Source organism: Desulfosediminicola ganghwensis, assembly GCF_005116675.2.
Lineage (GTDB): Bacteria > Desulfobacterota > Desulfobulbia > Desulfobulbales > Desulfocapsaceae > Desulfopila > Desulfopila ganghwensis.
Genome location: NZ_CP050699.1, coordinates 716826 through 741217, shown reverse-complemented (window position 1 = coordinate 741217; position 24392 = coordinate 716826). Strand labels below are relative to the sequence as shown.

Annotated in this window: 20 protein-coding genes and 6 tRNA genes; 15 read left to right on the top strand and 11 right to left on the bottom strand. The window is 46.5% G+C overall.

The window, feature by feature from the left end:
- Positions 1–87 precede the first annotated feature (87 nt).
- The 3 genes from FCL45_RS03185 to FCL45_RS03175 all read left to right on the top strand — a co-directional run bounded on the left by FCL45_RS03185 (position 88) and on the right by FCL45_RS03175 (position 3773).
- Positions 88–630 carry a type I restriction enzyme HsdR N-terminal domain-containing protein gene (locus FCL45_RS03185; protein ID WP_136796085.1) on the top strand — a complete coding sequence of 181 codons (543 nt, stop codon included), beginning with the start codon at positions 88–90 and terminating at the stop codon, positions 628–630.
- A gap of 61 nt (positions 631–691) precedes the next feature.
- A complete protein-coding gene (locus tag FCL45_RS03180) occupies positions 692–2041 on the top strand; it encodes a class II 3-deoxy-7-phosphoheptulonate synthase (protein WP_136796086.1) in 1350 nt (449 codons plus the stop codon).
- A gap of 289 nt (positions 2042–2330) precedes the next feature.
- Positions 2331–3773: a DegQ family serine endoprotease gene (locus FCL45_RS03175; protein ID WP_136796087.1), complete on the top strand. Its 1443-nt coding sequence runs from the start codon at positions 2331–2333 to the stop codon at positions 3771–3773.
- A 95-nt stretch (positions 3774–3868) separates the two neighbouring features.
- On the opposite strand, the gene FCL45_RS03170 is transcribed toward FCL45_RS03175, so the two are convergent.
- Both FCL45_RS03170 and radA read right to left on the bottom strand, forming a co-directional pair.
- Positions 3869–5143 carry a cyclic nucleotide-binding domain-containing protein gene (locus FCL45_RS03170; RefSeq protein WP_136796088.1) on the bottom strand — a complete coding sequence of 425 codons (1275 nt, stop codon included), beginning with the start codon at positions 5141–5143 and terminating at the stop codon, positions 3869–3871.
- Between the two features lie 528 nt (positions 5144–5671).
- Positions 5672–7048 (bottom strand): DNA repair protein RadA, encoded by a 1377-nt coding sequence (gene radA / locus FCL45_RS03165; RefSeq protein ID WP_136796089.1) that lies wholly within the window; start codon positions 7046–7048, stop codon positions 5672–5674.
- A 224-nt stretch (positions 7049–7272) separates the two neighbouring features.
- Between radA and FCL45_RS03160 the strand changes: the two genes are divergently transcribed.
- Together FCL45_RS03160 and FCL45_RS03155 are read left to right on the top strand one after the other, a co-directional pair.
- Positions 7273–7980: an EI24 domain-containing protein gene (locus tag FCL45_RS03160; RefSeq protein ID WP_267314005.1), complete on the top strand. Its 708-nt coding sequence runs from the start codon at positions 7273–7275 to the stop codon at positions 7978–7980.
- 32 nt (positions 7981–8012) lie between these two features.
- On the top strand, positions 8013–8492 hold the full coding sequence (locus tag FCL45_RS03155) for a CYTH domain-containing protein (protein ID WP_136796090.1): 480 nt from the start codon (positions 8013–8015) through the stop codon (positions 8490–8492).
- A 158-nt stretch (positions 8493–8650) separates the two neighbouring features.
- Here FCL45_RS03155 and hemW read toward each other — a convergent pair whose 3' ends face one another.
- From hemW to rdgC, 5 genes are all read right to left on the bottom strand, one after another.
- The gene (gene hemW, locus FCL45_RS03150) at positions 8651–9778 is read right to left on the bottom strand and encodes a radical SAM family heme chaperone HemW (RefSeq protein WP_136796091.1); all 1128 of its coding nucleotides are present in this window, start codon (positions 9776–9778) and stop codon (positions 8651–8653) included.
- 88 nt (positions 9779–9866) lie between these two features.
- A complete protein-coding gene (gene radC, locus FCL45_RS03145) occupies positions 9867–10604 on the bottom strand; it encodes a RadC family protein (protein WP_136796092.1) in 738 nt (245 codons plus the stop codon).
- A gap of 15 nt (positions 10605–10619) precedes the next feature.
- Positions 10620–12044, bottom strand: a complete 1425-nt coding sequence (gene gatB / locus FCL45_RS03140) for an Asp-tRNA(Asn)/Glu-tRNA(Gln) amidotransferase subunit GatB (protein ID WP_136796093.1) — start codon at positions 12042–12044, stop codon at positions 10620–10622.
- A 31-nt stretch (positions 12045–12075) separates the two neighbouring features.
- Positions 12076–12630: a hypothetical protein gene (locus tag FCL45_RS03135; protein WP_136796094.1), complete on the bottom strand. Its 555-nt coding sequence runs from the start codon at positions 12628–12630 to the stop codon at positions 12076–12078.
- A 40-nt stretch (positions 12631–12670) separates the two neighbouring features.
- Positions 12671–13276 carry a recombination-associated protein RdgC gene (gene rdgC, locus FCL45_RS03130; RefSeq protein WP_136796095.1) on the bottom strand — a complete coding sequence of 202 codons (606 nt, stop codon included), beginning with the start codon at positions 13274–13276 and terminating at the stop codon, positions 12671–12673.
- 314 nt (positions 13277–13590) lie between these two features.
- On the opposite strand from rdgC, the gene FCL45_RS03125 reads away from it, so the two are divergent.
- From FCL45_RS03125 to FCL45_RS03110, 4 genes are all read left to right on the top strand, one after another.
- A tRNA-Lys gene (locus FCL45_RS03125) sits at positions 13591–13666 on the top strand.
- A gap of 10 nt (positions 13667–13676) precedes the next feature.
- Positions 13677–13754, top strand: a tRNA-Glu gene (locus tag FCL45_RS03120).
- A gap of 201 nt (positions 13755–13955) precedes the next feature.
- A tRNA-Lys gene (locus FCL45_RS03115) sits at positions 13956–14031 on the top strand.
- A 10-nt stretch (positions 14032–14041) separates the two neighbouring features.
- Positions 14042–14119, top strand: a tRNA-Glu gene (locus FCL45_RS03110).
- Between the two features lie 1857 nt (positions 14120–15976).
- On the opposite strand, the gene FCL45_RS03105 is transcribed toward FCL45_RS03110, so the two are convergent.
- On the bottom strand, positions 15977–16420 hold the full coding sequence (locus FCL45_RS03105) for a glycine zipper domain-containing protein (protein ID WP_136796096.1): 444 nt from the start codon (positions 16418–16420) through the stop codon (positions 15977–15979).
- A gap of 384 nt (positions 16421–16804) precedes the next feature.
- Entirely contained in the window at positions 16805–18442 is a 1638-nt protein-coding gene (gene nadB, locus FCL45_RS03100; RefSeq protein ID WP_136796097.1) for an L-aspartate oxidase, read from the bottom strand.
- 207 nt (positions 18443–18649) lie between these two features.
- Here nadB and FCL45_RS03095 point away from each other — a divergent pair, with 207 nt between their 5' ends.
- From FCL45_RS03095 to FCL45_RS03085, 3 genes are all read left to right on the top strand, one after another.
- Positions 18650–19429, top strand: coding sequence for a ParA family protein (locus tag FCL45_RS03095; protein WP_338031719.1), 780 nt, complete (start codon positions 18650–18652; stop codon positions 19427–19429).
- A gap of 36 nt (positions 19430–19465) precedes the next feature.
- The gene (locus FCL45_RS03090; protein WP_228721435.1) at positions 19466–20314 is read left to right on the top strand and encodes a ParB/RepB/Spo0J family partition protein; all 849 of its coding nucleotides are present in this window, start codon (positions 19466–19468) and stop codon (positions 20312–20314) included.
- Positions 20315–20479: 165 nt separating this feature from the next.
- Positions 20480–20932 (top strand): SH3 domain-containing protein, encoded by a 453-nt coding sequence (locus FCL45_RS03085; protein WP_136796099.1) that lies wholly within the window; start codon positions 20480–20482, stop codon positions 20930–20932.
- 252 nt (positions 20933–21184) lie between these two features.
- On the opposite strand, the gene FCL45_RS03080 is transcribed toward FCL45_RS03085, so the two are convergent.
- Both FCL45_RS03080 and FCL45_RS03075 read right to left on the bottom strand, forming a co-directional pair.
- Positions 21185–21277, bottom strand: a tRNA-Ser gene (locus FCL45_RS03080).
- A 13-nt stretch (positions 21278–21290) separates the two neighbouring features.
- Positions 21291–21376 (bottom strand) — tRNA-Ser (locus tag FCL45_RS03075).
- A gap of 179 nt (positions 21377–21555) precedes the next feature.
- Here FCL45_RS03075 and FCL45_RS03070 point away from each other — a divergent pair.
- Genes FCL45_RS03070 through FCL45_RS03060 form a run of 3 tightly spaced genes read left to right on the top strand, consistent with a single transcriptional unit; the run spans position 21556 to position 24371 of the window.
- Entirely contained in the window at positions 21556–23112 is a 1557-nt protein-coding gene (locus FCL45_RS03070; protein WP_136796100.1) for a sigma-54 interaction domain-containing protein, read from the top strand.
- Between the two features lie 3 nt (positions 23113–23115).
- Entirely contained in the window at positions 23116–23658 is a 543-nt protein-coding gene (locus FCL45_RS03065; RefSeq protein WP_136796101.1) for an epoxyqueuosine reductase QueH, read from the top strand.
- A 38-nt stretch (positions 23659–23696) separates the two neighbouring features.
- Positions 23697–24371 (top strand): XTP/dITP diphosphatase, encoded by a 675-nt coding sequence (locus FCL45_RS03060; RefSeq protein WP_136796102.1) that lies wholly within the window; start codon positions 23697–23699, stop codon positions 24369–24371.
- Positions 24372–24392 lie beyond the last annotated feature (21 nt).

Sequence of the window (24392 nt, the reverse complement as noted above, 5' to 3'; positions counted from 1 at the left end):
CTCTCACTCTTGTGTTTTTCTCCTCCGGGTATTACTTGTTTTTAACAGCCCGCAAACATCCTGAAAAGAAAAAGAGGTTCAACATTCATGTCAGAAAAAATCTCACACCACCTGGTTTACGGCACCCTCGAAGACTATCTCAATGGCGAGGAGTTGACCGACACTGATGACGAACGCATCAGACAACGGCTCAGTCGTATGATGGTGGAAGAGAAAGGATATGGCAAGAATGAACTGCAGCCCAGACGCTTTATAGAAACTCTTTTTTCCCGATGTTACGTCCGCTCCACAATTGAACTGACACTCCACCTTGCCGGCAGGGATTTCCTGATATTACGCTATGGTCCCGGATCGCTTGTGAGCAGAGAGCGTGCTGCTGTTGCGGCGGCCAGAGTACTCAACCCGGATTACGAAATCCCTCTTGCCGTTGTCACAAATGGCAGAGATGCCGAACTTATTGATACTTCAACTGGCAAGATTCTCGGATATGGGTTACACTCTATTCCTGACCGAAAATCCGCGGAACTCATGCTGGACAATCTTGTCTTCCCCCCTCCCCGTAAAGATAAACGCAGGGAGAGGGAGTTGCGAATTCTCAATGCTTTTGACGTTGAGCGATGCTGCATGTAAAAGCCTCCGTCATCGGCCCCTCCGCACCGACCTGGAACAAATCACTATAAAAGGGAACAGAATGACGACTAATTCAGACACCTGGACGAAATCCAGCTGGAAGAACTACACCGCTCTCCAGCAACCAAACTGGCCAGATCAGCAGGAAGTTGATCGTGTGCTTCAGCATCTTTCAATTTTACCGCCACTGGTTTTTGCCGGCGAAATTCGCACCCTGAAGCAACAACTCGCCAAAGCTGTTACGGGAGACGCATTTGTACTCCAGGGCGGCGACTGCTCTGAGAATTTTTCCAAAGTCACCGCGCCCACCATCAGGGAAACCCTGAAGGTCTTGTTGCAGATGGCTGTAGTTCTCACCTATGCCGGCGGCAAGCCTGTTGTCAAGATCGGCCGTATTGCCGGCCAGTTTGCCAAGCCCCGTTCTGCAGACCTCGAAGCCATTGATGGCGTTGAGCTGCCATCTTACCGCGGTGATATGGTCAACCGTCCCGATTTCACCTCTGAAGCCAGGATACCTGATCCCAACAATATGATGATGGGATACAATATGGCTGCCAGCACCCTCAACCTGCTTCGTGCCTTCACCCGCGGCGGTTTCGGTTCCCTGCAGCGCGTACATGCCTGGAACCAGGAGTTTGTAGCCCAATCCCCGATGGGACGTTCCTACAGCCGCATCGCAAAACAGATCGACCAGGCCATAAAGTTCATGGAAACGATCGGTATCGCCACCGACAACCCACAAATCAACCAGACTCAGCTCTTCACCTCCCACGAGGCGTTGTTGCTCGGTTATGAAGAAGCGTTGACCAGGGTGGATTCAACCACAGGTGACTGGTACAACTGTTCTGCTCACATGCTCTGGATTGGTGAACGAACCCGCCAGCTTGACGGTGCTCATGTGGAGTTCCTGCGGGGAGTTCTGAACCCGATTGGCATCAAACTCGGACCCACCCATGACATAGACAACGTCAAGAGGATGTTTGAGGCCCTCAACCCTGATAATGAGGCTGGCCGTATCACCTTCATCACTCGTTTTGGTGTCAAGAACGTGGAAAAATCTCTGCCACCACTCCTGAGAGAGATGAAGCGTGAAGGCTACAATATCGTCTGGAGTTGTGACCCGATGCACGCCAACACCTACACCGCAGAGAGCGGTCACAAGACTAGAAATTTCAACGACATACTGTCTGAGATCACCTGCTTCTTCGAGACCCACTGGGCAGAGGGAACTGTTCCTGGCGGTGTACACCTTGAGATGACCGGCGAGAACGTCACCGAATGTACCGGTGGTGCCAGAAACATTGTCGACGAGGAACTGCACCAGAATTACCTCACCACCTGCGACCCTCGCCTGAATGCCGAGCAAAGTCTTGAAGTTGCCTTCCAGATCGCGGATATGATTCGCTCCTAAATGCTTTTCGGGATTCCGTTCCCGGTTTCAGCCGTTTTACCAAGGGCTGTAGCTGTTCGATAGCTACAGCCCCCCTTCCCCACCACACCCCATCCCCTTTATATTTCAAAAGATTACATTTCAGTAATCTTCCTTGACCCATTTTTCACATGGCTTAATGTGTCCTCTATAATGAGGTTAGGTAAACCTGGCGGTCATCGCATTCTGTTTCAGGAGTCTCGTATAACGACCACTTGTAACTATTGGGTTTATCCTTCTGAAAATATTTTAAATTCACAGGAGATACGCAATGTCAATACGGGTACGAAGTCTCTCATATCCTATTTTGCTGCTCAGTATGCTGTTTACGATAGGCCTGCTTATGGGGCATGTTACCACCGCAACCAGCGCACCAATAAAAGATAATGGCTTTGTGGAAGTAGTAAAAAGTGCCAAACTATCCGTTGTTCACATAAAAGTTGAAAAGAGTGTGCAGGCCATGACGGATCCCCGGCTCGAAGAAATGTTCAACAACCCGTTTTTTGAACGATTTTTCGGCCCTCAGTTCCGCCAGGGGCCAAATCAGCCTCGCAAACAGAAACAACAGGGACTTGGTTCCGGATTCATTATCAGTAAGGACGGGTATATCCTCACCAATAACCATGTTGTTGCCGATGCAGACAAAATCACAGTTACCATGTCTGATGGTCGCGAGTTTAAGGCAGAGTTGGTCGGTGCAGATCCCCAGTCGGATGTCGCCCTGATACAGATCAAGGATAGCGGCAGTCTCCCCACCCTGCCCCTTGGTGACTCCAGCAAACTCGAGGTCGGTGAGTGGGTCATCGCCATCGGTAACCCTTTCGGTCTTGACCAGACCGTCACCGTCGGCGTAGTCAGTGCCACCGGCCGCTCCAGTGTAGGCATTAACGAATACGAAAACTTTATCCAAACCGATGCAGCTATCAACCCCGGCAACTCCGGTGGCCCGCTCTTGAATATCAATGGCGAGGTGGTTGGCATTAACTCCGCACTCTTTTCCAGAACCGGCGGCTACATGGGTATCGGCTTTGCCATCCCTATTGATATGGTAAAGAATATTCAGGCACAGCTGAAAACCAGCGGTAAGGTCACCAGGGGCTGGCTCGGTGTCGTTATTCAGGATGTGAATGAGAATCTTGCCAAATCATTCGGCCTGGAAAAAGCCGGTGGCATCCTGGTCAGCGAAGTCCAGAAAGACTCTCCGGCTGAGAAAGCGGGAATCAGGCGCGGCGATGTAATTCTCAAACTGAACGGTAACAGGCTTTCAGATACAGCCGATCTGAGAAATAAAGTTGCCCTGCTCAGCCCGAATACCACAGCAAAGCTCAATGTGGTTCGCAACGGAAAGAATCAGCAAATTAACGTCCTCATCGGGGAGCGTCCGACTGACCCCAGGGTTGCCTCATCCAACCAGATCAATAAATCCAACCTTGAAAAGTTTGGACTGGCCTTTCAGGACCTTACTCCCGAACTTGCCGAACGGCTCGGCTACCAGAACGTACAAGGTGTAGTTGTCTCCCAGGTTGAACCCGGCAGCCCTGCCGCCATGGCCGGTCTGCGCCCTGGTATGCTGATTGAAGAGGTCAACAGAAACCTGGTGAGTAACGTTACAGAGCTGAACAAGGAAATAGCCGACTCCGAAGACCCCGAGCGGGTACTGTTGAGGGTTCGCAGTGGTGAAATCAGCCAATACGTCGTTCTCATCGCAGAATAAAAGAAAAGCCCCCATATCCCGGATACCGTACCCTCTCCTTGAAACTCCTCAAACGGTATCCGGGATGATCACTTCCACCCGCGCGGCGCTAACGTTCAGCGCCGCGCCATGGCTATTCTCTCAAAGATCTTCACAATCACTGGTATCTTCTCAAAGTCTTCGCTGGAGATCCTTCTGATAACCACATCCGTAGTGGCACGAACTGTTGCTGTTCTTCTCTTTTCCTTATTGAAATAGGCCATCTCACCAAAAATTGTTCCAGCCGAGAGAGTGGTTATCTCTTCATCGTGTTCATTGAGAGTCACCACTTCACCGCTGTCTATAAAATAGACGCCATCGGGGCTGTCATTAATGGTGATGATGTTTTCCCCCATCTTTCGCCACTCCAGCTTAAAATATTTTTCCCATGCCGTGTCCACCACCAGCGCATGATATAATTCCTGATTCATCGCCTTCAACAACTCTTCTGAGAGGTGAAACAACCTGGCGCCAAGTGATTCCCTGCCCTTTTTACTCAGCCTCATGCCGCTTGTTAAAAAATCGCTATCCGGTGCTGGTGTTTCCCGAATGTATTCAAGAATTCGTTCTGTCGACCTGTCGGTTGATCCACTCATCTGCATGTAGAGGTTCTGAGCCTCAGTCAATAATTCCACTGCTCTGGGAAAATCCGGCGCCAGCCCGGCTGTCGCCTCGCCACAGAAATATCTCATGGCCTCCTCTTTAAGGGCTATGAAATTTCTGAAGAGTCCTCTATCCACTTCTTTCGGGATATTGTGCAGGCCAGGTTTATAGACGGTATATATCTGCAACGGTTCCGCGAAGCTATCCAGCATCACCCTGCCAACACTCACAAATTCTTCCTCGCAGCCGTTATAACCTTGATACCTGAGAGCAACATTCTGATCCATCAACAACGGAGAGCCAAAATAGTCACACAACTCCTCAAGTCGTGCAGCAATAGCAAAGCTTGCCCCGAATTTCACCGACCTGCCATTGAGTTTCGCCTCTATTATCTCCCCAAAGTGAAGACCAACTCTGGTTGGCGGTAACAAACCACTGTCTACAGCATCGGCCAGACGCAGCGCGGTAACGGTTGCCCGTGTGCAGAGGGCCGACTCAAGTTCATCCGCACGTTTTTCATAAATGATCAGTGCCCCATCCCCCGCCAGTGGCTCCACCCTGACCATTTCATCTTCCGCAGCCACAATCTCCTGGATCGTGCGATGGTAATCCACAATAAAATCGCGAATGCCGTTTGGCCGCATATGGGCAGTAAGGTGTGAATAGCCCACCATATCAGTCATAAGAATGACAACTTCCTTTTCTATTCCAGAGCTTTCTTCACTATGGTCGCTTTCAAAAGAACTCAAATCACCCCTCCCCCCGATATGGGTATTTCCGGAAAACGTCTGACTACCTCTTCGGGCAGAACAACAGCTCCATCCGATAGTGACATGATCATATATATATTTTAATTCAGGGAATTACGCGACGTATATTATCTGAAGAATTGTTTTATGCGGGGGATGATGAAATAAAGGATACGGCAGACGGGTACGGGGTGAAGGGCGTGGCTTCTGGCAGGATGAAGCCCCTGCTAAAAGCCACTGTGGTTCTCTGAACAGTTCAGCAATTAGTTGAATATTGCAAGAACAGTGATTGCGGCGATCACTGCAACGAATACTAAGGCGACACGGTAGCAGACACTGGGATCTTCCGGGTGGTGATCATGGTGATTGTCAGACATGTCTCTCTCCTCAAGTAGGTATTTTGTCATCCTGGTTTTGTAATCGAATCGGTCAGTAACAGTGAATATACGCAGCTGTTGCTATTTTTGCAATTACTTCAGGTTCAGGACAAGGTGAGCAGCGCAGCTTACTGCCTGCAGCAGCATAAATTCATGGCTGGTTAAATATGACCTCGAGCAATTCAGACATTGTCGCGACCCCGATAATTTCCAATCCTTCGGGCCGAACGCACCGCTCAGCGTTGCTTTTGGGGATAATGCAGCGCGTAAATCCAAGCCGCTCAGCCTCCTTGACCCTGATATCCACCTGCCCTACGGCCCGCACTTCGCCGGCAAGTCCAACTTCTCCGAACACTACCGTGGATGACGGAATAGAACGCTCCAGCAGACTTGAGGCAAGGGCACAGACCACACCAAGATCCAGCGCCGGTTCATCGATACGGATGCCGCCGGCAATGTTCAAAAAGATGTCATGGCCATACAGATCCATACCACCCTTCTTTTCCAGCACGGCGCAGAGCAGAGACAACCGTTGCTGATCCGTTCCTATGGCTGTTCGCCTGGCGGTACCCAGGTTTGTTGGTGACACCAGCGCCTGAACCTCAACCAGTATAGGTCGTGAACCCTCTACGCTCGGAAGCACCACAGACCCCGGCTCATCCAGGGGCCGCTCAGCAAGAAAGATCTCAGAAGGGTTGGAAACCTGCACCAGCCCCTCCTCCTTCATCTCAAACACCCCGATCTCGTTGGTTGAGCCAAATCTGTTTTTTACAGTCCTGAGAATCCTGAAGGCGTGACTTCTGTCTCCCTCGAAATAGAGTACGGTATCGACCATATGTTCAAGCACTTTCGGCCCTGCTATGGCGCCTTCCTTGGTTACATGACCAACCATAACTACAGGAATGTTCTCTTTTTTCGCCATCTCCAGCAGCTTGTGCGCCGATTCCCGGACCTGGCTTACCGAACCTGGGGCAGAGGTTACCTCTGCACAGCTCAAGGTCTGAATCGAATCAACCGCCAGGAGATCCGGCATCATCTCACAGCTCATGCTGATGATCTTTTCCACAGAATTCTCTGTGGCCAGATATTCGTTGGGGTGGATCGCCTCCAATCGTTTTGCCCGCAGCTTGATCTGCCTGGCGGATTCCTCACCGGAAGCGTAAAGGACCTTTTTCTCCTGTGCGGCAACCTCTGCCAACATGTGCAGCAGCAACGTGGACTTACCGATACCCGGCTCACCGCCAATCAGGGTCACAGAACCCGGAACTATGCCACCCCCCAGGACCCGGTCGAGCTCGGCAATGCCGGTTGTGGCCCGCTCCTCATCCCCATCCGGCGCCAGATGCAGAGGAACCGGTTTATCTGTTGGTGACAGCACTACCTTGCTCTTGGGCTCAGCCTGAATCTGCTCATCCATGCTGTCCCACTCACCGCAATCCAGGCATCTGCCAAGCCATTTACGGCTCAGGTATCCGCACTCCCGGCATACATACACTGCCTTCTGTTTGGTATTTGCTATAATAGTCATGGGCCAAGTCTAAACCAGCATAGAAAAAATGTCATCCTGCCCTTTACATGGTATAAAAAAGTTCTATTTTGAGTACGACTTAGCACTCTATCAATTTTATACTACCCAATCACAACCATCGCCTTTACCGGTGATTACAGGAGGCGTTTTCCGTCATGATGGCAGGCACCCGGCAACCGTTGCCGCTCCCCAGGTGGTACACTATCTCATACTCGCTGTCTTTTATGTTTAGAAAAAAACGGCTTCTTGGCTGGTCTATTCTCCTCTTTCTGGCAACAGTCTCCCTCACCGCCGCCGGCTACACCCTGAGTGTTGAAATTATCGATTCGCTCGCCTCAGGCTTTTTTTCCAGCCCACCCGAAGCTGCAGGCGTGCTTGGGTGGATTAAACACAAGGGCTGGTTGTTTGCTCAATTCCTCTTTGTGCTGATCACCCGGATAGTTTCTTTTTATCTCGCCTTTCTCGTGGCCTACGCTCTTACCTCACCCGGGTATGCCTTTTTGAGTGTCTCCGCAGAAAAACTTCACACCGGTGATAAGTTCGAACCCGATGACGGTCTCAGCTTGCGTAATATCCTGATAGATATTTTTGAGGCATGTAAAATTGCCTTCTTCGGCATACTGGTCACCATGGTCGCCCTGATGGTGAATTTCATTCCCGGTATCGGTCAGGCTGTCGTTTTCCTGCTTTATACCTATTACTCAGCGCTGATGTTCGTTGATTACCCGTCATCAAGAAGAAGGTGGTCCCTCGGGCAAAAGATATTCTGGATACGCGAGCACGGCAGCACCTCCTTCAAGATTGGCGTGTTACCGGCCCTTGTCAGTATGATTCCACTGTTAAACATCTTTCTGATGGCGTGTATTTTTCCGGTGATGACCATATATTCCACCCTGAACTTCAGCTCCATTGAAATGAACAGGAAACGGTAACCTCCCTTCTCCCTTCTTACTGAGGCCTGACTTTGAGCTACGCAATTGAAATAGAAAAAAAATACCTCGTTAAAGATGACAGCTGGCGTGGTCTTGCTGAGGGGATATTGTACAGACAAGGATACCTGAGTTCCGGCCAGGGGCCGACAGTACGGGTCAGGCTTGTTGGAGAGACTGGGTATCTTACGATAAAGGGGAGAAGTTCTGATTTTTCCAGCCACGAGTTCGAATATGAAATCCCACCTGAAGAAGCAAACGCCCTGCTGGAAACTCTTGCTACGTCCTCAATAATTGAGAAGTTTCGTCACAAAATCGACTATGATGGCTTCACCTGGGAGGTCGATGAATTTCTAGGCGAGAATCTTGGCCTGATAATGGCTGAAATTGAACTGGAGGCAGAGGATCAGGACTTTCCCCTACCAGCCTGGATAGGCGAAGAGGTTACCGGCGACGGACGCTACTACAATGCCAGCCTTGCCCGCAACCCCTACACAAACTGGAGTGAGGGCTAGCCCTCATTTCCCATGACCCTATAAATCGATTCTCAAAAGAGCGCCAACACGAATTGCTTGAAGCGGTTAAAAAACAGGCTGTTTTTCGTTTCAAGTCAACAAAGATCACTAGAAATGCTGGCTAGTTATTTTGCCATATCTGCGGCATAAAGTTGCGGCTACACAAGTTCTGAAAGAATAGCATTTGATAAAAGCCTGCCTTTTTCGCTCACTCTCAGATGTGTATCAGAGCTCTCCATAAAACCCGCATCCAGGAGCTTTTTCAGGGTGGTCCCGTAGTAAGAAAACGGATCCATGCCAAAACGAGCCTGTAGTTGCTCTAATTTCACGCCTTCGGTCAAACGAAGGCCCATTATCACAGTCTCCTTGAAAGCATCATCCTGGGCCAGATGCTCCCGTTCTATGACCGTTTTATTCCCGGCCATGATCCGTGCCATGTACTCAACCGGATCATCAACTCTGCGCTCCCTTACACCACCCAGATAACTCACCGCCCCTGCACCGGCTGCCAGGTACTCTTCGTTGTGCCAATAGGCCAGGTTGTGTCTGCAGCGAAAACCAGGTTTGGCATAATTGGATATTTCATACCAGTCATACCCGGCCGACCCGGTACGACTCAGGTTCACCTCATCCATGGCAATGATGGTCTCCTCTGAAGGCAGATCCAGCATTCCCCTCTCGGCAAGACCGGCAAAGGCCGTACCATCTTCAATGGTCAGCTGATACATGGAAATATGTTCCGGGTCCAGGGCTATCGCCTTTTCAAGATTCCGGCACCAACTCTCCACCGTCTGATTCGGCAAGCCGTACATCAGGTCCAGGCTGATATTTTCAAAACCCGCTGCCCTGAGATCTGTAATGGCGGAAACCGCCTCACTCGAAGTATGACATCTGCCAAGCGCCTTGAGATCTTCAGCCAGAAAAGACTGCACACCGACAGAAACCCTTGAAAAGCCGGCTTTCTTCAAATCGTCGAGTTGAATTCTCTCTATTGTTCCAGGGTTTGCCTCAATGGAAACCTCTGCATCTCTTTCCACACCGAAGCTGTCTACACAGCAGTTCAACAGCCGAATCAGCTGCCTGCTCGACAACATCGTGGGAGTGCCACCACCAAAAAAGAGTGTTGTAAGTGGTCCCCCGCTATATTGCTTTGCTGTTTCTGTCAGCTCCCTGTGCACCGCCTCCACGTAGCTGGCGTGCACAGATTCCAGGCCGGGCCATGAAGAGAAGGAGCAATAACCACACTTGGACTGACAAAAGGGAATATGGATATAGAGAGAACTCATGCAAAAGAACCGGAAATTGAATATTTTTCAGGTATCGACGACCGCGGTGCTCTGATCAAACTCCACCTGTGCCAGTAACAAATTCAGACTAACGTCTACTCAGGGTTTCCCTGAGTTTGAGACACTCACGGGAGATCGTGTCTATCATGCCATTGTCAGCAAAACTATAGACACCATCACCAACTATGAAATGATCGAGGAGTTGAATTTGCAGATATGAACAGATCAGGTAGAGATTTTTGGTCAGGCTGATGTCCTGTGGTGATGGTCGAAGAGCACCCGAAGGATGGTTGTGGGCGATAATAATAGCTGCCGCATGTCTGGTCAATGCGCCCTGCACCAACTCCCGGGGATAGACGGTGTTCACGTTTATAGTGCCTTCAGCGACAACTTCAGAAGATAGAATGGCGTGGGATGAGTCCAGGTAGATAACTGAGAGAATTTCCCGCTTCAGCCCTCTCATCGAGTGCTCCAGGTATTGCTGGACCTCAGCTGAAGAATGCAGATAGCGTTTCCCCTCGATACGTTGCTGCAGGTAACGGGATGCTACTGCCTGAATAAAACTGATCGCGAAGCTGTTTTTCGGGCCGACACCAGGTACCTCCTGCAACTGAATGGCTGGTGCCTCCAGGACTTTCGCCAGGGTGCCGAATCTCGCAAGCAGCTCCCTGGCCGATTCTTTGCAGTCTTTTCTTGGTGTGCCGAAAGAGAGCAGCAGCTCAAGGATTTCCGTATCAGTAAACCCATCGAGACCACGCGACAGATATCTGTCGCGCAGGCGGCCCCTGTGCCCTGCTCCTTTCTGCTGCCATTCACCCTTATCCACGGTTGTCTCAGACGATTAGCCGTTCAAGGCCTTGTTAAACAGCTCATTGGCCATCTTCGGATTCGCCTTGCCCTTGGTTTTCTGCATCAACTGCCCGACAAAATAGCCCATAAGCTTGGTTTTTCCGTTTCTGTAGTCTTCAGCCTGAGCTGGATTGGCGGCAACGATCTCCTCGACTATGGCCATGAGCTCTCCTTCGTCAGAGACCTGAACCAGGTTTTTCTCCTTGACGATCACCTCGGCGTCCTTGCCACTGTCCATCATATCCAGGAAGACGGTTTTGGCGATTTTGCCGCTGATGGTTCCCTTGTCGATCATGGCGATCAGATCACCGAGCTGGGCAGGAGTGACCTTACAACCTTCAATGGATTCCCCTTTTAATTCCCGCAGGAGCTCCGTCATGATCCAGTTTGCAACCTTTTTAGGGGTAGCCCCGGACTTCAGCGATGCTTCAAAATAATCGGCTAATTCACGCTCCGAGGTGAGAATAGTAGCATCATCCGCCGGCAAACCATAGTCTCCCAGGAAACGCTCTCTACGCTCTTGGGGAAGCTCCGGCAAAGTCTTTCTGATCTCTTCAATCCACTCTTCGTCTATCTCCACGGGGATGAGGTCGGGGCAGGGAAAATACCTGTAGTCGTGGGCATCTTCCTTGCCGCGCATGGACTCGGTGCGATTCTTGTCCGGATTCCAGAGTAACGTCTCCTGAATGACCTTCTCACCGTCAAGCAACAGGTCGCGCTGACGACGAACCTCATACTCCAGGGCCGTCTGCACGTTTCTGAAAGAGTTCATATTCTTCAGCTCAGTCCTGGTTCCGAGTTCCTCCTGGCCAACCGGACGAAGTGAGATATTGGCGTCACACCTGAAACTGCCCTCCTGCATGTTGCCGTCGCAGATATCGAGATAGCGCAGGATGGCATGAATCTTCTTCAGATATGCGTACGCTTCCTCGGGCGAACGCAGATCCGGCTCTGAAACAATCTCTAAAAGAGGTGTACCTGTTCTGTTCAGATCCACGTACGAGTATGGCTCAACCTCATCATGAATGAGTTTGCCCGCGTCCTCCTCCATGTGCATCCTGGTGATACCAATGGTCTTTGTCTTGCCGTCAACCTCGATCTCAACAGCGCCGTGCTCAACTATGGGCAGGTCAAACTGCGAGGTCTGATACCCTTTCGGCAGATCGGGGTAAAAATAGTTCTTTCTGGCAAACTGGTTATAGCGCCTGATGGTAGAGTCTGTTGCCAGACCCATCTTTATTGAATATTCCACCACTTTTTTATTCAACACGGGCAGAGAGCCCGGCATGCCGAGGCAGACCGGGCAGGTATTGGTGTTTGGTGGAGAGCCGAACTGTGTGGAACAACCACAGAATATCTTCGATTCAGTTTTGAGCTGCGCGTGTATTTCCAGACCTATAACTGTTTCAAATTCCATTGGTGTCAATCTCTAAATCAAAAAGGTTTGCTCACGCCCCGGTGCTTTCAGACGGGCCATGAATCCATTGTCGAATTTTGTCCAACTCGTCACGCCATCCTTCAGAGGTGCGTGTTTCGAGAAAAATACGTAATAATTCGTTAACTATACGAACAAGCTCTTCAAAAAGAAAGATTCTCTCCAGAATCATGCCTTCAGCTTCTTCCGGGTTATTCGAATCATCCTGCTCTGTACCGGCGGTCTTGGGAAGCTTGACATTCCTGAACTCCATGAGTGCGCCGGAGAGAGTGAAATTATACTCATAATCTCCCTGGACAAGCTGAATACGAGCCTGCTCCAGCTTTTTTCCCATTAAAAGACCTGTTCTTGCTTCCTGCAGTTCACTCTGCAGTCCTGAGCAAATACACTTCTCGTTGGTCTCTCCTTCACCATATTCAAGCAGCATGTGTTTTTCGAACACCACAATGATGTCACCAACACCGGGTAACTCGACGCTGCCGCCGCGCTGCTCGCTTTTAAACCAGAGCCAGGTGAGGAACTCCTGCCCAACAAAACGCTTTTCAGCAATTAAATCTACTAAATCCATGATATGCCTTTGAAAGGATTGTCTATTATTGGGGAATTTCCTACACTAATACTTCTGGATTGATCATCGCAAGGCGAGCTGCCTGTTCTTCATTCAGAAGGGTTTCACCAACAACATAAGGAATCTGTTGACGAAGCATCAGGTTGAAACTCTCCTGGAAAAAATCTTCCAATACCGTGTGGGCCTTCTTGTTGGTAGTAAAAAAGGTGAGGGTTGAATCTGAAAGGCTCCAGCATAATTCATACGTTGTTGGCACCGGAATAGCTTTCCTCATCAACTCAGTACGTACCCTTTCCTTGATCTCTACCTTGAGGGAACGACCGAGTTTTGGCACCTGTTTCTCCTGCTTGACCCGCTCCTCTTCCTTTGCCACAAATTTCTTGAGAATAGCAGGAGATACTTTACGCTCATCGACTCTCAAGGTGAGGGTTATGTAATCACCTGCCGCATAGGAGGCATACTTGAACTGAGAATCAAACATATTGAGAACTGAAACCCAGCCTATCGAGTACTCATCGAAAGTATCATCTATATCTCTGAAGGAGAAGGCAATCACCCGATCTGCAATAAAATCCAATGCATTTTCTGGTAGCTCACCTTCAACACTGAAGCGAACAAAGCTGGCTGAACCGCTTAAAAATCCCATTATTTTACCTTGAACGGTCCCTGAACTTCTGTCCCCCGATGCCGGACCGTATGACCTGGGGAACATGAGGCATGAAAAACGGAAATAATACTCTAAAAAGTTTTTTTTAGCTTTAACCTATAGCGTATCATTCAGGCTCTTGTCTATTTTCCCTTGAAATGTACCATTCTTATATTTTTTCTGCTTCACCTTAAACCTTGGTAGATCCGATGCTTTTGCCTTGACCTGCATTTTTGCCGATGATAAAAATCAAAGATAGATTACTTTTTCTGTTGACAGATACCCCGGTGTTTTGTAAATAACGGGGCCTCAGCGGGTCGTTAACTCAGTTGGTAGAGTATCTGACTTTTAATCAGAGAGTCGTAGGTTCAAGTCCTACACGACCCACCAAGTAAGTCCTGTCCCCATCGTCTAGTCAGGTCCAGGACACCGGCCTTTCACGCCGGCAACAGGGGTTCGAATCCCCTTGGGGACGCCACATATATAAAGGGCGATTGATTCCTGAGAATCAATCGCCTTTTTCTATGCACTTGGAAAGCCGGCACCTTGGTTGACATATGCACAGAAAGTCTGCTCAGCGATTGTGTAGACACCCTTTACAGATTCCAACTTTGACAAGTTGTATTGTGTAAAGTTAGTATGATCATATAGTACATGTATTACGTAAACATATTGATGTGGGTCGTTAACTCAGTTGGTAGAGTATCTGACTTTTAATCAGAGAGTCGTAGGTTCAAGTCCTACACGACCCACCATCTTTATTTTGTCCTCATCGTCTAGTCAGGTCTAGGACACCGGCCTTTCACGCCGGCAACAGGGGTTCGAATCCCCTTGGGGACGCCATACAAAAAAGGGCGATTGGTTATTACAACCAATCGCCCTTTTCTTTTCTGATCGATACAACCGCTTACTTCTTTTGATAGCTGTTTCCGCTTATACTCCGCCGGGCACGTAAAGAGAAATCAAACCAGGACGCAAATTGATTTTTCCAGAAGGTACTGATGAGGGTACTGATCGTAGTTTCCCGCTGCCCTGTGAATACAGACCGGTCTGCCAGCCGAATAAAGATCCATCAAGCTACCAATGAAATGTACAATTGCAGTGTGGAGTTTCAAGGGTAATCAGGGACTTTTTTAGCTTTACTGTCTCCCCTGCCCCAGGCCTAATGCCTTTTTTGTTAAGCAGAATGTCAGGGGGAAACTGAATGTAACACACTATCTATATGCCTAATATCAATCTGCAAAATATGTTTCTTTTCCACTTCTCCACGACAAAGCGTCGACTTTCCATAATCTTGCGCTAAAGCTAATGATAATTAGCTTTCTGTAATACTTTCTAAAAGTATAATTTTTGCATTTTATTATTTATACTTCTAATCATCCTACTCTCAACTAAAACAACCTTTTTCATACCACCCTATTATAGAGCTGTTTTTCTCCCCTCTAATTTTTTCTCATAGAGAAAAACATATTAGGGAAACGCCACCTTTCATCTATTATTCAATTGTCATTCATTTTCCACTACTGCAGCCAAAGATGTTTTGCAGGAAGTATATTTATAAAGAAACCTCCTGGCACTGCATTGTACGTCTCACAATTGGTCCTTCTTGATCCATTGCTCATCATCCGCATAATATTCCCCCTGGCTACTCGTCTCCTGAACTTTTGACCATATTAGAATCAGCAATTAAAGATCTCGTATATATAGCTGATTACTGAAGCGTGAGGAGAAAGGTTATAGGAGTACCAACTTAAAGCTCATCAGGCGTTCCCATCCCCTATGTGAGGTTTGATTGCAGCAAGAGTCATTGCCCAACCTGCTCCCTTCTTTTCGTCACCTGATCAGAATGAATATGAATGGTTACTACACTCCGCCCTGGCTCATCAGGTTAAATTTGATGCCTATCTGAATTGCAATAAAAGGAGCCTTGTACGACTGTAGTTCTCAATAGATATTTATTTAACACAACTTCCTGTAAGTTCTATATCACCTGCTCACTCCCCTCACCCCCTGCTTCAAGAATTTTGTAGAATAATAGCTGATCACCACTAAAGCTGAGTTTCAAGGAGTGTGGCGTGAGGAAAAGGTGTTAAGAGTGACAGCTTAAAGCTAAAAAGCATTTCTCTACAAACCGATTTGCAGAATTATTCCGGGGATTGTCCACATGCCAACAAATCACGTCTGACACCCCACGTCCATCACTTCACATTTCCCTACGGAATATTGGTGGTAATGAGTAAATAATATGGATCACACAGTAGATTATTAATTATACTCCTGCACAATTCTGCCAACACACCTCAGCCACACTCCAATTGATCTCACTACGAACTATTAGAATCAGAGAGTATTCGACCCGGATAACAATCTTTCTAAAATTACTACAGACTGTTTCCTGAAAAAATGCTGTATGTGTCTGTCTTCTTTGGATATCCCTAACACACCCACCTCATCAGCTACTGTACTTGCTAACTGGAGCAAAACAGCCCCCCGATGCTCAGCAGGAATTGCCCAGGTGTGAGGTGGCGATAGAATTAAACGGCATAGAGTGAGAAATGATGTTCGTTCAAGAAAAAATTGAAACGAATAGGAATTTACCAAAATTGACAATGATCAAAAAAAAAGGGATGTGGCAATAAGCCCACCCCCCTAAACATCTAGCATAAATATTTTCGACTGGTATACAAGATAACTTCTACACTATTGAAGTACCCATTGTCCGTTATAGTCTCTACATGCTGTGGTATATGTTGTTTCACGCCTGCCCTCGATCACGGCCTCTACTTCCGCCCTTCTACAAGGCCCTGAAGTGCTGGTAGTTGCGGGCTGGGGAGTAACGCTATACACATTACGGCTGTCTGGATTTTGCCATGTAATGGTCTGTCCTGACACTCCCGTCTCATATACATTATTTAAACGTTGGCGGTCATATTTATCCATTTCATTGCCAATCATGTATCCCGCCAAAGTACCAACCAAGGCACCAATGAGAGTTGCTTCAGTACTTCTTCCTATGGCCTGACCAGCAAGTGCTCCACCTGCTGCTCCAACTGCTGCTCCTGTCTGCGCTTTATTTTGGGGAGCACACGAAACCACCATTGTCACCAAGACAACAGCCAGTACCGCCCTCAAAGATGTTTTCATACTCCACCTCCAGCTGGTTCTTTTTATCTTATTTATTCTATCATTCACTTAATTAATGGTAGGCACTATCCAACTCTAATGTCAATGATAAGCCTTAACGGGACACACCTTCAGGGCTGAAACCATAAAATGGTGATTACGTAAACAGTTCAAAACAATCTCAAAAACAATGTATTTTAATGCAATTACAGGTACTTTGTTGCTTATTATTTTGCCCACAAAAGATTAGCTCGTCATCGTCTAAACAATAGAAATAGATTTCCAAGGAATTTCATTGGATTAAAATGAAGGTGTCACACTTTCTTTCACTTGACACGTATTTCATCGAGGCAATAAATAGATAGAAGAAATGTTTCACGTGAAACATTTCTTCTATCTAAAAAGTCACACTTCTATTGTTTCAATTTTTTCGCTTTGCCACGGGTAATCTGCATAGTTGATTTTTCGTGAAAAAACATTCCAGTGATTGGAGGTATCATCATCATTTCTTGGATTTTCATCCTGCAAAAAGTGAAGTCCCTGGGAAGTGGTTCTTGCCTTAGCCGCTTCTATTATGAGTTGAGACACAATAGCTATATTCCTTAGCTCGATCATTTCAGCGCTGACCTTATACTCTTTGTACAGCGTTTCAATTTCACGAGCTATCTCAACGACTCTTTTGCTTGCCAGATCAAGACGTCGTGAGTTACGCACTATCCCAACATAGTTCCACATCACTCTTCGAAGAATATCCCAGTTATTATTAATGAGTATAGCTTCATCCAACAACTTACCCCTATTATCCATCCACTGAGGGCGATCTAGAGGCGTACTGTCTGAATGGTTGAGTTCAAGACTGTCGCAGTAATCGGCAGCTCTTTTGGCAAAAACAACAGCTTCCAGCAGTGAGTTACTTGCCAATCTGTTAGCACCATGAAGACCTGTACATGCCGTTTCTCCTAAGGCGAGGAGGTTGCTAATCGATGTACAGCCACTCGTGTCTGTCAATACCCCACCACAAAGATAATGTGCTGCCGGAACCACTGGTATTGGCATTCTAGTAACATCTATACCTAACTCTTTACATTTCCCATATATCGTAGGGAACCTATTTTTAATAAACTCTGGATCTTTATGAGTTATGTCTAAATATACACAATCATCACCACTCTTTTTCATTTCAGAGTCTATAGCTCTGGCGACAGTATCCCTTGTGGCCAATTCCATACGCTTTGGGTCATATTTGGCCATGAATCTTTCGCCTTTGCTGTTGACGAGAAAAGCCCCCTCCCCTCGAACCGCTTCCGAAATAAGAAAGTTTTTTGTCTGATGGTGGTAAAGACAAGTTGGATGAAACTGGATAAACTCCATGTTAGCAATTTTCGCCCCTGCCCTAAAAGCCATAGCAACTCCGTCTCCTGTTGCTATATCAGGGTTGGTGGTATAGAGATAAACTTTTCCCACACCACCGGTGCAAAGAACAGTAATTTTTGCTCTGAATTCCTTAACCTCTCCTTCTGTTAAGACAAAGGCTCCAATACATTTTTTCTTTGTTTCTCTCCCATGGGTAATAAGATCGATACATTGACAGTTTTCTAATATCTCTATATTGGAATGGCGTTTTGCTTCCGCCAGTAAAGCCCTTTCAATCTCTCTTCCTGTCAGGTCATAAGCGTGCGCTACCCTTCTTCTAGAATGGCCACCTTCTTTCCCGAGATCTAGGTCTCGCTTCTCGCCTTCCTTTTTGACGAAACCAACACCAATCTCAATAAGTTCTTGAATTCGTTCGGGGCCCTCTTCGACAACTATTCGAACCACCTCTCTATCACACAAGCCATCGCCAGAAACGAGAGTATCTTGGATATGAAGCTCAAAACTATCGTCTTCTGACAGCACCGCTGCAATACCACCCTGGGCAAGGTTGGTGGCACAAGCAATCTCTTCTTTCTTGGTGATTAATTTAACGGACCCTTTTTTTGCAGCTCTAAGAGCGAAGGAAAGTCCGGCTATACCTGTCCCTATAATCAAATAGTCACTATCCATATCAGCCTCATGCAATGTTTCACGTGAAATAATTCGTTAATTAGTTTTTTTAAGAACAGCTTTTGATTGTAAATTTACAGCGGTTTTTACCAAAAATCATAAAAAATGGCAGAAGATTAGCTCAATATGTGGAAAAACATTGTTCAACAATGGAATTTCGTTTAGATATTCTAATTATATTCCTATTTATTCTATCTGGGGGGTTGAATGTCGATGCCAACATCGTGTAAAACAATTGCTGTTGCCAATCAAAAAGGTGGAGTAGGAAAGACAACTTCTTCAATCAATCTTGCCGCTGCCCTGGCAAAAAAACGAAAAAAAGTTTTACTTATTGATTCAGATCCACAGGGCAATGCGTCAAGTGGTGTTGGAGTTGATTCCCGCTCTCTCAAGGCAAATCTTTACGGTGCATTTGTTGGAAGTTGCAGTATTGCTGATGCCGTAACAAAAACCAGTATTAAGAATTTAGATCTCGTTCCGGCTAATATCGATTTGGTAGCAGCAGAGATCGAATTAGTTGGAAGAGAGTCGAGAGAACAGGCATTAAAGTCAATTCTCAAATCGGTGAAGGACAATTACGATTATATCCTTATAGATTGTCCGCCATCGTTAGGTCTCTTGACCGTTAACGCACTCACTGCTTCGGACTCGGTGCTTATACCCATGCAGTGCGAGTATTTCGCTATGGAAGGGCTAGCTCAACTCGTAAATACAATACGTTCTGTTAAAAAGACTTTCAACAGTTCTTTGTACATCGAAGGATTATTGCTCACCATGTATGATACCCGCAATAAACTCACACACCAGGTTGCAGATGAGATTCAGCGTCATTTCGCAGAGCAGCTCTTCAAAACTGTTATACCAAGAAATGTTCGGCTAAGTGAGTGTCCAAGTCATGGTCAATCGGTTATCCAGTACGATATTCGGTCGAAAGGCGCAAAAGCGTATATTCAACTTGGAAAAGAATTTTTACAAAATCAGAGGTAGCATATAGTGGCGAAAACAACTGGATTAGGACAAGGGGTGGGACTTCTATTTGGCAACGATGAAGAAGAGAAGTACTTCGAGTGTGACATTGACAGAATTGCTCCAAACAAATTCCAGCCACGTGTCCACTTTGACGAAGACAATCTCAAAGAATTATCTGATTCTATCCGTGAGAATGGAGTCATCCAGCCTCTCATCGTTACCGTCTCTTCAAATGAAGATGGTTATGAGTTAGTAGCTGGGGAGCGCAGGCTTCGTGCATCTAAACTCGCTGGTCTGGATAAAGTACCAGTTGTTGTTATGGATGTTGAGGCCGAAGATACCCTGCTTGAACTCGCTCTCATAGAAAATATTCAGAGAACCGACCTTAACCCGATTGAGGAAGCAGAGGCATATAACAAACTTATTCAAAAGTTTGGTTATACACAGGAAGAAACAGCAAAACGGGTTGGTAAAAAAAGATCAACTATATCCAACATGCTGAGATTACTAAACCTTCCTGATTTTATAAAGCAGGACCTGGTTCAGGGTACCCTCTCAGAGGGTCACGCACGTGCACTTCTCCGTCTTTCAGATGATCTTGGTGCCATGAAGGACGTTCGTGATCAGATCATTAAAAAGGCCCTTTCTGTTCGTCAGACAGAAAAAGCTGTCAGGAAACTCACCGCCATCAGTAAACCGTCCCAATCATCACCGCAGAATAAGGATGCGAATGAGCTTCCAGTGACATACTGCAAATCCCTGGTTAATCAACTCACGAACAGGCTCTCATCTAAAGTTGCTATCAATCAGGCCGGCAGCAGAGGGAAAATCGAAATAGAGTATTACTCTCCAGACGACCTGGAGCGACTAATTTCTGTTATCATGAACGAAATCCAGGAATAGTTCTGATTTTACTACGTCTCTGCAAAGCTTTAGCTTGACGTCAGTGCATATTTCCTAGTATTTCTGAAAGCTCTGTAATATTGATAATCTGACAACGTTTCAATTCATAGCCCGGCTCTTTATTACATTTAGAGTCGGGCTAATCATACATCTCCTAAACGAAATATGATTATAAGAGCTTTTTTCTTCACACTTTTCTTTTTCCTTATTGCACAACCCTCATTTTCAGAAACCCTCAGCGTTAAGGGTGACAATGTTAACCTTCGTTCGGGCCCGGGGGTAGGTTTTGATATAAAATGGGCATATGGCAATGGATTTCCACTGCGCGTTGTTGAGAGAAAAGGTGAGTGGATAAAGGTCAGAGATTTTGAGAAGGATACCGGGTGGATACACACCTCACTTCTTTCCGGTGATTCTTTTGTGATCGTTAAATCACACAAAGGGACAGACAAAAAAATCAATATCCGTAGCGGCCCATCCACGAGATACGATATTGTTGGTAAAGCATTTTACGGAGTGGTTTTCCGTAAGCTCGACAGCAAGTCAGGATGGATCAAAGTACGCCATGAGAGCGGACTGGAGGGATGGATTAAAGAAACGTTAATGTGGCAAAGGTAGCCGGGAACCTTTTTTCCAAAAAAAAGCCGATAGCTTCATCTAATATGATGGAACTATCGGCTTTTTTTTTTCACAAATTGCATGTATGTCTAAAATGAGACTCATAACTGGCATGGTACAAACCACCAAGGACAACCAGCCATTACCCACAGCGGTTTTGGTCTTACCCTTTAGTTCTTTAAACTAGATTATGAGTAGCTATAAAATAAAAAAGCCTGATATCTGCAAAAGAGATATCAGGCTTTTATTATCTGGCGGAGAGAGAGGGATTCGAACCCTCGGTGGAGTGTTACCCCCACACTCGCTTAGCAGGCGAGCACCATCGGCCAACTCGGTCATCTCTCCAAGAATATTTAAATGGCGGAGGGAGTAGGATTCGAACCCACGGTACTTTCGTACAACGGTTTTCAAGACCGCCGCCTTAAACCACTCGGCCATCCCTCCATGCGGGTTATCTTGTACCATTAGCGGTGGCTAATGTCAACAATCTGTATGCACTGTAAAGAAAAGTATTTAAAAAATAGTCACATTTTTGTAATATCCTTTCTACAAACCTTCCAATTTAGGGAATTCCTTGTGGGCCACAGTATATCCCACTGCTAAAATCAATACTATACAAAACAATGCCTGACGAAAGTTTGATAATAGAAAAGCAGCTTCAGGACCTCACCTGTCTTTATGAAATCACAAAGCAGCTGGCTTCATCAATGGATTTGAGCGATTGTCTCGAAAAAACGATGACCCTGCTTTCTGACATGAAAGAGATGGAGAATGGTACAGTCACCATCATTAACCCCCTCACTGGCAAACTTGAGATTGAAGTTGCCCATGGCATCACCGCAGAGGGGAGAAAGCGAGGTAAATATAAAATTGGTGAAGGTATTACTGGCAGGGTTGTTGCCACCGGAGAACCAATAATAGTCCCCCATATTGCTGAAGAGCCTCTGTTCCTTAACAGAACCCGCTCCAGAGGCGATATCAAAGACCAGAACCGGTCATTTCTCTGCGTTCCTGTCAAGGATGGCAACCAGGTTATCGGTGCCCTGAGTATCGATCGGATTTACCAGAAAGGACTCTCTGAACAGGCCAATACTGATCTTCAGTTTTTAACTGTATTAAGCGGCCTGATTGCCCAAACCTCCATTCGTATCCAGACCGTCAACAGGGAAAAGGAAGAACTCCATACAGAGAACCTCAAACTCAAGCGGGAACTGTCACAGAAGAACAAGATTAATGACATCATAGGCAACTCCAGCAAAATGCAGGATGTCTATGAAATGGTTCACAGGGTTGTTGATTCCAACGCCACAGTTCTACTTAGAGGTGAATCCGGGACAGGAAAAACCCTGGTAGCAAAGGCCCTTCATTACAACGGCAAGCGATCTGAAAAACCATTTGTGGTTGTGAATTGCTCCGCTCTTCCCGAAACTTTACTTGAAAGTGAACTCTTCGGTCATGAGAAAGGCGCCTTTACTGGTGCTAACGAGAGAAAGATAGGCAGGTTTGAACAGGCGGAAGGTGGTACGCTGTTTCTGGATGAGATTGGCGAAATAAGCAATTCTGTCCAGGTTAAACTGCTACATGTAGTTCAGGAGCGGAATTTCCAGAGACTTGGTTCAGCCCAATCCATAGATTGCGATGTTCGCCTTGTTGCTGCTACCAATCGCGATCTTGAAAAGGCAGTGCAGGAAGGAACGTTCAGGGAAGACCTCTACTATCGATTGAATGTTTTCCCTGTATACATGCCGCCACTTCGTGAGAGAAGAACTGATGTCCTTCTTCTGGCCGAATTTTTCCTCGATAAATTTTCCAAGGAAAACAATAAAAGAATTAGAAGAATATCAACCTCTGCGATTGATATGCTCATTCAGTATCACTGGCCGGGAAATGTGCGTGAACTCCAGAATTGTATTGAGCGCGCAGTTCTGATTTGTGACGAGGATACCATCAAGGGGATACATCTCCCCCCTACTCTGCAGACATCCGAACCACGAGGAGACGATAACCCTCTTTCTCTTACAGCTTCTGTTGAAAACTTCGAAAAAGAGCTTATCATAGACGGGTTAAAGAAGAACAATGGTAATCAAACCAAGACTTCAAAGTATCTTGATACAAGTCTTCGGATCATAAATTATAAGATTCATCAATATAATATAGACCCTAAAAAGTACAAAATCTAATCTGTGAAGCTCTTATTGCATACATGTTGCGGGCCGTGCTCAATCCATCCTATCAGTGAACTCAAGGATGAATTTGATATCTCCGCATTTTTCTTCAACCCTAATATCCATCCCTACAAAGAGTTTAAGAAAAGAAGAAATGCACTTCGTGAGTTTTGTGAGCACAACAGAATTCCCATTCTTGACCTGGGCGATTACGGGCTCCAGGAGTTTCTGCGCAAGGTAGTTTTCAAAGAATCACAACGGTGTGCAGTATGTTACCTCTGGAGGATGGAAGAAACCGCGGCACGTGCTGCCAAAGAGGGTTTCGATGCTTTTTCCACAACTCTCCTGTACAGTCGCTATCAAAATCATGAAAAACTCAAGGAATGTGGTTTTTCTTTGGCAAAACAATATAATATAGATTTCATTTATCGTGATTTCCGCAACGGCTGGCAGCATGGCATAGATAAATCGATTGAACTGGGAATGTATCGACAACCTTATTGTGGATGTATTTACAGCGAGCAGGAAAGATACGACAAGCGTCTGCGTAAGAAAAAATAACCCTACTCCCCTCTTATTATTTCAAAGGATCAATAGAAATGGTTTCCATGATCGTTCTGGCTACCCGTAATGCCAACAAAGTTAGGGAGTTTCGTGAAATTCTCAAAGATTTCCAGGTAGAATTGAAATCACTCGATGATTTTGGTCCTATTCCGGAAGCGATCGAGGATGGCGAAACTTTTGATGATAACGCCTATAAAAAAGCTCTTCACACAGCGAAAATATTAGGAATTCCGGCTATTGCAGACGATTCAGGCCTGGTAGTTGACGCGCTTGACGGTGCACCTGGAGTATATTCGGCACGATACGCTGGTGAGAACGCCACTGATGATGACAATTGTTCGAAATTATTGCAGGAAATGAAGGGCAAAGAGAATAGAACTGCTCATTTTAAATGTGTTCTCTCAATAGCAGTTCCATCCGGTCCAGCCTTAACATACGAAGGTTCATGCACCGGAACGCTGCTTGAAGAGAAACGAGGTGAAAATGGATTCGGATATGATCCACTTTTCTATTTCGAAGAGTTCGGCAAGACCTTCGCCGAGCTTGATATGCCAAGAAAGAACAGCGTAAGCCATAGAGGAAAAGCTCTAAACGAATTTAAAGCTGAGATCCCTAAGGTTCTCAAGTGGTTAGAACAACGCCTCTTAGAAGAAAAGCCACCGAAACCTGATCATGATGAATTTAAAGATAACGACTGGTCCAACACGTAAGCAACAGTTACTTTAGTCATA

Bases quoted from the DNA above. Each gene is read 5' to 3' on its own strand.
- FCL45_RS03185 (WP_136796085.1), top strand. From the start codon at position 88: ATGTCAGAAAAAATCTCACACCACCTGGTTTACGGCACCCTCGAAGAC.
- FCL45_RS03180 (WP_136796086.1), top strand. From the start codon at position 692: ATGACGACTAATTCAGACACCTGGACGAAATCCAGCTGGAAGAACTAC.
- FCL45_RS03175 (WP_136796087.1), top strand. From the start codon at position 2,331: ATGTCAATACGGGTACGAAGTCTCTCATATCCTATTTTGCTGCTCAGT.
- radA (WP_136796089.1), bottom strand. From the start codon at position 7,048: ATGACTATTATAGCAAATACCAAACAGAAGGCAGTGTATGTATGCCGG.
- FCL45_RS03160 (WP_267314005.1), top strand. From the start codon at position 7,273: ATGTTTAGAAAAAAACGGCTTCTTGGCTGGTCTATTCTCCTCTTTCTG.
- hemW (WP_136796091.1), bottom strand. From the start codon at position 9,778: ATGAGTTCTCTCTATATCCATATTCCCTTTTGTCAGTCCAAGTGTGGT.
- gatB (WP_136796093.1), bottom strand. From the start codon at position 12,044: ATGGAATTTGAAACAGTTATAGGTCTGGAAATACACGCGCAGCTCAAA.
- FCL45_RS03135 (WP_136796094.1), bottom strand. From the start codon at position 12,630: ATGGATTTAGTAGATTTAATTGCTGAAAAGCGTTTTGTTGGGCAGGAG.
- rdgC (WP_136796095.1), bottom strand. From the start codon at position 13,276: ATGGGATTTTTAAGCGGTTCAGCCAGCTTTGTTCGCTTCAGTGTTGAA.
- FCL45_RS03105 (WP_136796096.1), bottom strand. From the start codon at position 16,420: ATGAAAACATCTTTGAGGGCGGTACTGGCTGTTGTCTTGGTGACAATG.
- nadB (WP_136796097.1), bottom strand. From the start codon at position 18,442: ATGGATAGTGACTATTTGATTATAGGGACAGGTATAGCCGGACTTTCC.
- FCL45_RS03095 (WP_338031719.1), top strand. From the start codon at position 18,650: ATGTCGATGCCAACATCGTGTAAAACAATTGCTGTTGCCAATCAAAAA.
- FCL45_RS03085 (WP_136796099.1), top strand. From the start codon at position 20,480: ATGATTATAAGAGCTTTTTTCTTCACACTTTTCTTTTTCCTTATTGCA.
- FCL45_RS03070 (WP_136796100.1), top strand. From the start codon at position 21,556: ATGCCTGACGAAAGTTTGATAATAGAAAAGCAGCTTCAGGACCTCACC.
- FCL45_RS03060 (WP_136796102.1), top strand. From the start codon at position 23,697: ATGGTTTCCATGATCGTTCTGGCTACCCGTAATGCCAACAAAGTTAGG.